At 72.7% G+C, this 9,883-nt stretch carries 9 protein-coding genes; 1 reads left to right on the forward strand and 8 read right to left on the reverse strand.

The window, feature by feature from the left end:
- Nucleotides 1-116: 116 nt before the first annotated feature.
- The 8 genes from ACFUPX_RS43280 to ACFUPX_RS43315 all read right to left on the reverse strand — a co-directional run bounded on the left by ACFUPX_RS43280 (nucleotide 117) and on the right by ACFUPX_RS43315 (nucleotide 8,371).
- A complete protein-coding gene (locus ACFUPX_RS43280) occupies nucleotides 117-863 on the reverse strand; it encodes a ferredoxin reductase (protein ID WP_383335127.1) in 747 nt (248 codons plus the stop codon).
- 34 nt (nucleotides 864-897) lie between these two features.
- Nucleotides 898-1,533, reverse strand: a complete 636-nt coding sequence (locus ACFUPX_RS43285) for a sulfite oxidase-like oxidoreductase (protein WP_383335111.1) — start codon at nucleotides 1,531-1,533, stop codon at nucleotides 898-900.
- Nucleotides 1,530-2,903 carry an amidohydrolase gene (locus ACFUPX_RS43290; RefSeq protein WP_383335113.1) on the reverse strand — a complete coding sequence of 458 codons (1,374 nt, stop codon included), beginning with the start codon at nucleotides 2,901-2,903 and terminating at the stop codon, nucleotides 1,530-1,532. Before ACFUPX_RS43290 ends, ACFUPX_RS43285 begins: the two co-directional genes overlap by 4 nt.
- Before the next feature lie 61 nt (nucleotides 2,904-2,964).
- Entirely contained in the window at nucleotides 2,965-3,738 is a 774-nt protein-coding gene (locus ACFUPX_RS43295; protein WP_383335115.1) for a purine-nucleoside phosphorylase, read from the reverse strand.
- Nucleotides 3,735-4,634 (reverse strand): ABC transporter permease, encoded by a 900-nt coding sequence (locus ACFUPX_RS43300; RefSeq protein WP_383335117.1) that lies wholly within the window; start codon nucleotides 4,632-4,634, stop codon nucleotides 3,735-3,737. The genes ACFUPX_RS43295 and ACFUPX_RS43300 overlap by 4 nt, the downstream gene beginning before the upstream one ends.
- Nucleotides 4,631-5,749 (reverse strand): ABC transporter permease, encoded by a 1,119-nt coding sequence (locus tag ACFUPX_RS43305; RefSeq protein WP_383335119.1) that lies wholly within the window; start codon nucleotides 5,747-5,749, stop codon nucleotides 4,631-4,633. The genes ACFUPX_RS43300 and ACFUPX_RS43305 overlap by 4 nt, the downstream gene beginning before the upstream one ends.
- Nucleotides 5,749-7,329 carry an ABC transporter ATP-binding protein gene (locus ACFUPX_RS43310; RefSeq protein ID WP_383335121.1) on the reverse strand — a complete coding sequence of 527 codons (1,581 nt, stop codon included), beginning with the start codon at nucleotides 7,327-7,329 and terminating at the stop codon, nucleotides 5,749-5,751. Before ACFUPX_RS43310 ends, ACFUPX_RS43305 begins: the two co-directional genes overlap by 1 nt.
- Nucleotides 7,313-8,371 carry a BMP family ABC transporter substrate-binding protein gene (locus ACFUPX_RS43315; protein WP_383335123.1) on the reverse strand — a complete coding sequence of 353 codons (1,059 nt, stop codon included), beginning with the start codon at nucleotides 8,369-8,371 and terminating at the stop codon, nucleotides 7,313-7,315. The genes ACFUPX_RS43310 and ACFUPX_RS43315 overlap by 17 nt, the downstream gene beginning before the upstream one ends.
- Nucleotides 8,372-8,781: 410 nt before the next feature.
- Between ACFUPX_RS43315 and mtnA the strand changes: the two genes are divergently transcribed.
- Complete coding sequence (gene mtnA, locus ACFUPX_RS43320; RefSeq protein WP_383335125.1) at nucleotides 8,782-9,837, forward strand: S-methyl-5-thioribose-1-phosphate isomerase; 1,056 nt, start codon at nucleotides 8,782-8,784, stop codon at nucleotides 9,835-9,837.
- Nucleotides 9,838-9,883: the final 46 nt, after the last annotated feature.

The following is a 9,883-nucleotide window of genomic DNA, read 5'->3' on the forward strand; positions in this document are numbered from 1 at the left end:
GGGCTGGATATTCCAGCCCGGCCGGCGTTTGAGCATCTTGTACGGGGTCTGGGGCGGAGCCCCAGCTTCAGGAAGGGGCGGGATGGGGGAAAGCCCCGCAGGGACCGCCCGAACCCCTACCCGAACCGCTCGATCCGGATCCGGTCAACCGGCTGACCCCCGGCCACCAGCAGCCGCGACGCATGCTCAGCGAACCCGTTCGACCCGCAGATGTACGCCTCCCAGCCCCCCTCGGGCTGAGCGGGACCCAGCAGCGGGGCAAGGTGCTCGGCGCTCAGCCGGCCCTCCGTCCGCGTCAGGACGACCGTGGTCTCGTCGCCGTACTCATCCGCGTAGATCAGGTCCTCCGGCGTCCGCGCCGAGACGAGGAGCCGCAGCGGCACCGGACGCCCGGCCCCCCGCCAGTGCCGCAGCATCGACATCAGCGGGACCACACCGGAACCCGCCCCGAGCAGCAGCGCGGGACGATCCCCGGGCCACGCGAAGAAACCGGAGAGCGGGCCCCGCACCTCCACCACGTCGCCGACGCGGGCGACCATGTGCAGGTGGCCCGAGACCTCGCCGCCCGGCACGTGGTCCAGGGTCAGCTCGATCTCGCCATCCTCGGCCGGGGCCGACGCGATCGAGTAGTGGCGCTGCGCGGCGTACCCGTCCGCCGCGGTCAGCCGCAGCATCAGGTGCTGGCCCGGCAGATGCCCCTGCCAGTGCGGCACCTTCAGACGGAAGCTGGACACCGTTCCGGCCGCGTTCTCGCGCCGGACGTCCACCACCACGGCCCGCTGCCACCGCGCCGCCGCACGATTGCTCACCGCGATCCGCCCGGGCACGGCGAACCGCGTCGGCGGCACGAAAGTCCCGGCCACAGGCCCAGGCACCGAAGTCTCAGGCACCGAAATCTCAGTCACCGGCGTAACGCTCCTCACGCCAGGGATTCCCCCGGTGGTGATAGCCGTTCTGCTCCCAGAAGCCCGGCTCGTCGTGGTCCAGGAGGCGCAGCCCCGCCACCCACTTCACGCTCTTCCAGAAGTAGAGGTGCGGGACGATCAGCCGGGCCGGGCCACCGTGCTCGGGAGGCAGCGGGCCGTCCCCGTACTCCCAGACGATCCACGCCTTCCCGCCCGTCACGTCGGCGAGGGGGAGGTTCGTGATGTAGCCGGTGTGCGAGTACGCGACGACGTGCGTGGCCTCGGGGCGCGGTCCGGCGGTGGCCAGGAACGCGTCCAGGCTCGCCCCGCCGAAGCGCACCCCGAACTTGGACCAGCTGGTCACGCAGTGGATGTCCCCGCGGTACTCGGAGGCGGGCAGCGCCCCCGCCTCGTCCCACGTCCATGTCTGCGGGGACGTGACGAGGCCGTCCACGCGGAACGTCCAGTCCGCCGCCGTGAGCTCGGGCGTCACCTCGGCGGACAGGACGGGCCAGCCGTCGGCGGCGTCGTACTGCCCGGGGGGCAGCCGCGGGTCGCGGTCGGCGGCGCGGGCGCGGCCGGTGAAGCCGCGGGTGGGTTCGACGGTCGTCCGGTGCTCGATGGTCATACGGTGTGTGCCACTTCGGGGGTGCTCGGTGCCGCGGGCTTCGCCGCGTCTTGCAGGGCGCGCAGCGTGCGCTGCTCGTCCACTGTCTCCAGCGTACGGTCGCGCATCAGCACTCGGCCGTCGACCACCGTGTCGCGTACGTCCGACGACGCGGCGGCGTACGCCAGCATCGACCACGGGTCGTGCCGGGGAGTGAGGTGCGGGCGGGCGAGATCGAGGACGATCAGGTCCGCGCGCTTGCCGGGCTCCAGGGAGCCCAGCTGGTCGCCCAGGCCCAGCGCCCGCGCCGATTCGATGGTCGCCATCCGCACGGCCTGCTCGGCGCCGACCGCCGTCGGATCGCCGCCCGCCTTGTGCACGAGCGCCGCGAGCTTGACCGCGCCGAGCAGGTCGAGCGTGTTGGAACTCACGGCGCCGTCCGTGCCGAGGCCCACCGTGACGCCCGCGTCGAGCAGGTCGGGGACGCGCGCTATGCCGCAGCCCAGCTTCAGGTTCGACACCGGGCAGTGCGCGACGGCCGTCCCGGTGCGGGCGATGATCTCGATCTCCGTGTCCGTGAGGTCCACCGCGTGCGCGAGCAGCGTGTCCGGGCCGAGCACGCCGAGCGAGTCCAGCAGCTCCACCGGGCGCATGCCGTGCTGCTGGGTGACCATCTCGACCTCGCCCGCGTTCTCGGAGGCGTGGATGTGCAGCAGGGCGCCGTGCTCGCGGGCCAGCGCGCCGATCGCCGTCAGCTGCTCGGGGCCCAGGGTGTACGCGGAGTGCGCGAAGACCACCGGGCGTGTGCCCGGCGCCGGGGTGCGGGCGGCCAGGTCCGCCGCCGCCCAGCCGAGCCTCTCGGCGTAGGGGCGGCCGTCCGGCGGGCCCGGCACGTCCATGAACGTGGGTCCTGTCAGGAGGCGCCACCCCGCGTCGCGGGCCACGGCCTCGGCCGCCTCGTGGAACCAGTACATGTCGAGGGCGGCGGTGACCCCGCCGCGCACGGATTCGGCGATCGCGCCCCGGATGCCCGCCGTCACCGTCTCCGGGGAGAGCTGCTCGGCCTCGGCCGGGATCACGCGGGCCAGGAAGCCCTGGAGCGTGACGTCGTCCGCGATACCGCGGAACAGGGTCATCGCCAGGTGCGTGTGCGTGTTGATGAGGCCGGGCAGGACGAGACAGCCGCGGGCGTCAAGATCGTCGGCGGCCTCGTAGGCGGCGCGCAGCCGCTCGGCCGGGCCGACCTCGACGATCCGTCCGTCGCGCACGGCGACGGCGCCGTCCCGCACGATCGTGCCGGACGCGTCGACGGTGAGGACGTCGCCGCCGTGCACCAGGAGATCTATGGAGCCGCCCCGGTCCTGGGCCGGCAGGTCAGTGGTGGGGTGCATCGGTTGCGTTCTCCGTGAGGTGGTTCGTGTACGGCTCGGCTCGGTGCTCGGTGCTCAGAACTCAGTGCTCCGTCGCGGCCAGCAGGCGCAGGGCGTCCAAGGCTATCCGCGCGCCCCGGTCGACTCCTTCGGCCACCACGTCGCGGTGCGGGTTGTAGCCACCGGTGGCGTCCTCGTCGACGAGTTCATCGGCGTTGGCGCCGTCCACCACGAGCGCGCCGCCCGCGATCAGGCCGTGCGTCGACGCGAAGACGTACAGCGCCGAGAGCTCCATCTCGATGGCCGCGATCCCGGCCGCCGCGTACGCCTCACCGGGCAGCGGCAGGAAGCCCGGCTGGAACGCGGCCCGCGTCCACACCACGCCACGGTGGTACGGGGCCTGGGCGGCGCGGGCCGCACGCTGGAGTGCGATGACCGCCTCCGGAGTCGCGAACGCCGGGTACTCGGCGGGGATCAGCTGCTGGGTCACGCCGTCGTCGCGCACCGCCGCGTCCGCGATGACCAGGTCGCCGTCGCGGATGCCGGGACGGATCGCGCCCGCGGTGCCGAGCCGCAGGATGGTGCTGACGCCCGCCTCCGCGAGCTCCTGGAAGAGCAGGATCGCGCCGGGGGCTCCGACGCCGTGCGAGGCGACGACGACGGGGGTGCCCTGCCAACTGCCGCTGAAGGTGCGGTACTCGCGGTGGTACGACACCTCCTTCGCGTCGTCGAGGAGGTCGGCGACGGCGGTGGCGCGCGCCGGGTCGCCGACCACGACCGCGCTGGTGGGCAGGCCGGTGCGGGGGACGCGCGTGATGGGCAGCGCGTCGGTGCGCGCGGAGGTGTCGGTGGTCATGAGGATGCTCCTACCAGAGGCGTCGTCTTGCGGCGGCGTCTGCGCGCCGTGGACAGGAAGAGTGCGGCCAGGGTCACCACGTAGGGCGCGGCGTCCGTGGCCTGCTGCGGCATACCGAGCCCCTGGAGACGGAAACCGACCGCCTCCGCCACCCCGAAGAGCAGCCCGGCGAGCAGGACGCCGAGCGGCAGGGCGCGGCCCAGCATCACGGCCACCACGGCGATCCAACCACGCCCGGCCGTCATGTTCTCGGAGAACAACGTGACGTTGCCCAGAGCGAGTTGAGCTCCCGCGAGGCCGCACAGGACGCCTGAGGCGAGCACGGCCGCGTACTGGTACTTCGCCGGGCTCACCCCCAGCGTCGCCGCCGCGTCGGGCGCCTCGCCGACGCCGCGCAGCCGCAGGCCCCACGGGTGGCGGGCCAGGAACACCGCGGCCACGGCGACGGCGGCCCACGAGAGGTACACGAGCGCGGAGTGCCCGGAGAGCACCGGCCCGACGAACGAGATGTCGATGCCGCCCAGACCCGCCAACTCCGGGTCGGAGAAGGTGCCCTGCACGCCGAAGACCGTACGCAGCAGGAACCCGGTCAGTCCGACCGCGAGGAGATTGAGCGCGACGCCGAGCACGACGGCGTCCCCCCGCAGCGAGATCGTCCCAACGGCCAGGATCATCGAGTACGCCGCCGAGGCGAGGGCGGCGAACAGCACCCCGAGCCAGGCGCTCCCGGTGAACCAGCTGCCCGCGACGCCGCTGAAGCAGCCGATCAGCATCATGCCTTCGAGGCCGATGTTGAAGACGCCCGCGCGCTCGCAGATCGCGCCGCCGAGTGCGGCGAGGAGGATCGGGGTGAGGGCGAGGAGCGCCGAGTGGAACAGCGCGGAGTCGATGCTCATCGCACGCTCACTTCCTTGGTGTCGGCCTTGTTGGCGCCCTGGGTGTCGCCGGGCAGCTCCACGGTCTTCTTCCTGGCCCGCCGCCACGTCAGGTTCAGCCGGGCGGCGAGGAAGACGATGACGACGGCTTGCAGGACCTGGGTCAGCTCGCGCGGCACCTCGGTGGTCCGCTCCATGGCGAGCCCGCCCACTTCGAGCGCCGCGAAGAACAGGGCGGCAAGGGCCGTCCCGACGGGCGCGGCGGCGGCGAGGAGCGCCGCAGTCAGGCCGGTCCAGGTGTGCCCCGCGGCGGTGAGCGATCCGTCGATGAAGCGATAGGGGAAGCTGAGGACACCGATGGCGCCGACCAGCCCCGCGACGGCCCCGGAGAGCGCCATCAGCCGCAGCGTGAGCCGCGGCCTGTCGACCCCCGCGTACGCGGCGAAGCGCGGGTTGAGCCCCGTCATGCGGATCTCGTATCCGGTGGCCGTACGGGCGTCGGCGAACACGAACACGGCGACCGCGACGGCCACGAGGAGCAGCCCCACGGTGACGGTCGAGGATCCGAAGGCGGGCAGCTCGACCCCCTCGGGCATCCGCCTGGTCTGCGGAAGGCTCGACCCGTCCTCCTTGAGCGGAAAGCGCGCCAGGTAGGAGGCGAAGGACATCGCCGGGTAGCCGAGCAGCAGACTGCTGACGAGCAGCGGAACCCCGAACCGGTTCTGGCACACGGCGGCGAGCGCGGCGTACGCGGCGCCCGCCGCCATCCCCGCGAGCAGTGAGGCGACGACGGTCAGCGGCGCGGGCAGCGGCGAGTAGAGCCCGGTGGCGGCCGCGGCGATCCCGCCAAGCACCAGCTGCCCGTCCCCGCCGAGGTTGAGCAGCCCGGCCCGCATGGGAATCGCGAGCGCCAGGGCGAGCCCGATGATGCTGGTCCCGGTGGTGAGCGTGGATCCGATGCCGTCGGGCCCGAGCGCGCCGCTGACGACGGAGCCGTACGCCCCGAAGGGATCGGCCCCGGTCCCGACGAGGAAGAGCGCGCCGACGAGCACGGCGGCGACGACGGAGTGCAGCGCGGGCGCGCGCAGCACGCGCGCGACGGCCGACCCTGCGGCGGCGGGGGTACGAGGCGCCATCAGCGTGGCTCCTTCACGGAGGAGGAGGGCTCTGGTGATCCCACGGCCACGGCTGCGTCCCCGGAGGCCGCGCCGCCCGCCATGGCGAGGCCGAGCGCGCGTTCGTCCGCGTCCGCGCGGGCGAACTCCGCGGCCACCCGGCCCTCGTACATCACCAGGACACGGTCCGAAAGGCCGCGGATCTCGCTCAGCTCGGCGGAGACCAGGAGGATCGCGTGGCCCGCGTCGCGGTGGGCGATCAGCTGGTCGTGGATGGTCTGGATGGCGCCGATGTCGACGCCTCGGGTGGGCTGCTCGACGATCAACAGGGGCGATTCGTGGGCCAGTTCGCGGCCGATGACCAGCTTCTGGAGATTGCCGCCGGACAGTGAGCCCGCCGTGTGGCGGGACGATGCCGCCTTGATGCCGAAGCGTTCGATCAGGACGCGCGCGTGCTCGCGGAGCCAGGACGGGCGCAGCAGGCCGTGCCCCCGGTGGTGGCCCATCGCCAGGTTCTCGGCGATCGTCGCGCCCGGCGCGGTGCCGACGGCGACGCGGTCCTCGGGGACGTAGGCGAGACCCGCCGCGCGGCGCCCCGCGGCCGACGCCTGCGTGATGTCCTGCCCGGAGAGCGTCACCCGCCCCGCGGTGATCGGCCGCAACCCGGCCACGGCCTCGACGAGTTCGCTCTGGCCGTTGCCCGCCACTCCCGCGATGCCCACGATCTCGCCCGCACGGACGCAGAGCGTGACCTCGCGCACGGAGTCGGTCGACAGGGAGTCGACCGACAGGACCTCACCGCCGGGCGCACCTGCCGGATGTACGCGGTCCAGTTCCACCGCGCGTCCCGTCATCGCCGCGGCGATCCCGTCCGCGCTGGTCTGGGCGGTCCGCATCCGCGCCGCGACGCGGCCGTCCCGCAGGACCGACACCGCGTCGCTGCCCTCCATCACCTCGCGCAGCTTGTGGGTGACGAGCAGGACCGTGCGCCCGTCGTCCGCCAGCGAGCGCAGCACACCGAACAGGCCGTCGGCCTCCGAGGGGGTCAGGACCGCCGTCGGCTCGTCGAGGATCAGTGTGCGAGCGCCGCGGTAGAGGAGCTTGAGGATCTCCACGCGCTGGCGCACGCCCACCGGCAGGTCCTCGACCTTCGCCGCCGGATCCACCGCGAGCCCGTGCTCGTCGGCGAGCGCGCCCACCCGCCGCAGCGCCTCCGCGCGGTCCGTCAGACCGAAACGGCGCGGCTCCGCGGCGTACACGACGTTCTCGGCGACCGTGAAGGACGGGAAGAGCTTGAAGCTCTGGTGCACCATGCCCAGGCCCGCCGCGATCGCCTCGCTCGGGTTCGCGAACGTCACCTCGCGCCCGTCGAGCAGGATCTGCCCGGCGTCCGGCTGCTGAAGCCCGTACAGCACGGACATGAGCGTCGACTTGCCCGCGCCGTTCTCGCCCATCAGGGCGTGGATCTCACCGCGCGCGACGGTCAGATCCACGCGGTCGTTGGCGAGGGTGCCGGGGAACTCCTTGGTGATGCCGCGGAGTTCGACGGCGGGGGAGTCGACGGCGGGGGAGTCGGCGCCGGACTCAGGCCGCGGGGTCATTGACCTTCAGCTTCCCGGCGACGATGTCGTCCCGCAGCGACTCGACGCGCTTCAGCACGTCCTTGTGGTCGGCGATCAGGCACTTGGAGTCCGCGACGCCGGGCTCAAGGCCGGTCAGCGACATCCCGCCCTCCTTGAGGCCGTACGACACCGTGGTGCCGCTCTTGCCCTTCAGGATCTGCGCGATGCCCTTCTCGACGGCGACATCGGTCTTCTTCAGTACGTTGTCGACGACGACCCCGGGGCTGCCGAGGCACTGGTTCGCGTCGACGCCGTACGCCTTGAAGCCCTTGTCCTTCGCGGCCTGGAACACCCCGGTGTTGCCGCCCGCCGCTGCCGCCATCACCTGGTCGGCGCCGCCCGAACCGATCGTCGCCGCCTGGTCCTTGGCGCGCGCCGCGTCGTTGAACGGCGACTGCCCGCCGACGAAGAGCGTGCGCGACTTGGCCTTCGCCCGCACCTTCTTCGCACCGGCCGTGAACGGCTCGCTGTAGCGCCGGAACTGCACGCTGTCGAGGACGACGACGGCTCCGACCTTCTGGCTCTCGGTGAGCAGCCCGGCCTCGGCGCCCGCGAGGTACACCGCCTCGTGCTCGCGGAAGACGGCACACGTGACGTTCTGATACGTCTTCTTCGTGCAGGCGTCGACGAGCAGGAACTGCTGGTCGGGATGGGCTTCGGCCTGCTGGGCCGCGATGTCGGCGAACTCGAACCCGACGAGCGTGATGACGTCGGGCGCGGAGTCCACGGCCGACTGCACGTTCTGCTGCCGCGAGGACGGGTCGGTGCTCTGGAAGACCTTGGGGGCCCCGGCGCCCTGCGCCTTCGCCGCCGACTTCACCCCGCCGACGGCCAGCTTGAGGAACTCGTTCTGCGCCACGGGGTCGGGCGTGACGAGCGTGAACGCCTTGGCTCCCGCCCCGCCGTCGTCGTCCGAACCGCCCTTCTTGGCGGCCGCGTTGCAGCCGGTGGCGAGAAGGGCGGCGCCGACGGCGAGCGAGGACAGCCGAAGGGACGTACGACGGGACAGGCGAAGAGACATACGCGGAGGCATGGACATACGGGAGCGCCTTCTCGAAGGAGCCTGGGAGCCCAGGCGGTGGCAGGGAGGTCGGACGTGCGGAGCTGGAGGCGCTCAGCGACAACAGCGGCGGCAGGGGCGACAGCGGCACATTCGGCGGCCGTCGGTCATGCCGCCGGTCACGCCGTCGTTCACACCGTGGGTCACGCCGTCGGTCACGGCGGGGCAGCGCATGGGGCCAGCGGTCCGCTGGGTTTTCATGGCCGTCCTCCTCGCACCGTGACTCGATCCGTCCTGGGTGGCGGTGAGGGTAACACCGGATTTCGGACAGCCGCACGAACGTCTCGAAATATGGTTCGAGCACGTCAGGTACGGTGACGGCACCCCTCCCCGCATGGCCACAAAAGCCCTATTTTCCCGGAGTTGAACACATGAGCAGCCAGGACCTGCGCGCGGTCACGTGGACGGCGGCGGCGGAGGACGGCACGCCGCCCGCCCTCTCCCTCATCGACCAGACCGCGCTCCCGCACGTTCTGAAGCGCCTGGACTGCACGACCGTCGACCAGCTGATCGACGCGATCGTGCGGCTCGTCGTCCGCGGGGCTCCCGCGATCGGAGCGGCGGGTGGGTACGGCGTCGCGCTCGCCATGGTGCAGGGCGAGCGCGAGGGCTGGGACCGGGCACGCCTGGACGCGGAGGTCGCGCGGGTGCGTGCGGCGCGGCCCACCGCCGTGAACCTGATGGTGTGCGTGGACCGGGTCGCCGCTCGTGTCGACGAGGGTGTCGCGACCGTCCTGGCCGAGGCGGACGCCATCGTGCGGGAGGACCTGGAGGCCAACCACGCGATGGGCGCGTTCGGGGCGGACTGGCTCCTCAAGCGGGTGCCCGTGGACCGGCCGCTGCGGATACTCACCCACTGCAACACGGGCGCGCTCGCCACGGCGGGCTGGGGCACGGCGCTCGGCGTCATACGCGAACTGCACGGCAGGGGCCGCCTGGAGACGGTGTACGCCGACGAGACCCGCCCCCTGCTCCAAGGCGCGCGGCTCACGGCGTGGGAGCTGGTCCAGGAGGGGATAGCGCACTTCGTCCAGGCGGACGGGGCGGCGGCGGGCACGATCCTGCGGGGCGAGGTGGACGCGGCGATCGTCGGCGCGGACCGGATCGCGGCGAACGGCGACACGGCGAACAAGGTGGGCACGGTGGGGGTCGCGCTGGCGTGCGCGTACGCGGGCATCCCCTTCATGGTGGCCGCCCCCACCACGACGGTGGACCTCGCCACGGCGACGGGCTCCGACATCCACATCGAACTGCGGGGCGAGGATGAGGTGCTGGAGTGGGCGGGCATCCGCACCGCTCCGGCGGACTCGCGTGGCCACAACCCCGCTTTCGACGTGACACCCGGTTCGCTGGTGACGGCGCTGGTGACGGAGCGGGGCGTGCTGGAGGTGGGGGCGGGGGAGCTGCCGGGGGTTGGGCTGCGCTGAGGGGACCTTTGTCCTCAAACGCCGGACGGGCTGAAGACTTTCAGCC

The sequence above is a fragment of the Streptomyces sp. NPDC057302 genome, assembly GCF_042667685.1.
In the GTDB taxonomy this organism is placed as follows: Bacteria; Actinomycetota; Actinomycetes; order Streptomycetales; family Streptomycetaceae; genus Streptomyces.

Excerpts from the sequence above, each read along its gene's own strand:
- ACFUPX_RS43285 (WP_383335111.1), bottom strand. The coding sequence starts at position 1,533 with ATGACCATCGAGCACCGGACGACCGTCGAACCCACCCGCGGCTTCACC.
- ACFUPX_RS43290 (WP_383335113.1), bottom strand. The coding sequence starts at position 2,903 with ATGCACCCCACCACTGACCTGCCGGCCCAGGACCGGGGCGGCTCCATA.
- ACFUPX_RS43295 (WP_383335115.1), bottom strand. The coding sequence starts at position 3,738 with ATGACCACCGACACCTCCGCGCGCACCGACGCGCTGCCCATCACGCGC.
- ACFUPX_RS43300 (WP_383335117.1), bottom strand. The coding sequence starts at position 4,634 with ATGAGCATCGACTCCGCGCTGTTCCACTCGGCGCTCCTCGCCCTCACC.
- ACFUPX_RS43305 (WP_383335119.1), bottom strand. The coding sequence starts at position 5,749 with ATGGCGCCTCGTACCCCCGCCGCCGCAGGGTCGGCCGTCGCGCGCGTG.
- ACFUPX_RS43310 (WP_383335121.1), bottom strand. The coding sequence starts at position 7,329 with ATGACCCCGCGGCCTGAGTCCGGCGCCGACTCCCCCGCCGTCGACTCC.
- ACFUPX_RS43315 (WP_383335123.1), bottom strand. The coding sequence starts at position 8,371 with ATGTCTCTTCGCCTGTCCCGTCGTACGTCCCTTCGGCTGTCCTCGCTC.
- mtnA (WP_383335125.1), top strand. The coding sequence starts at position 8,782 with ATGAGCAGCCAGGACCTGCGCGCGGTCACGTGGACGGCGGCGGCGGAG.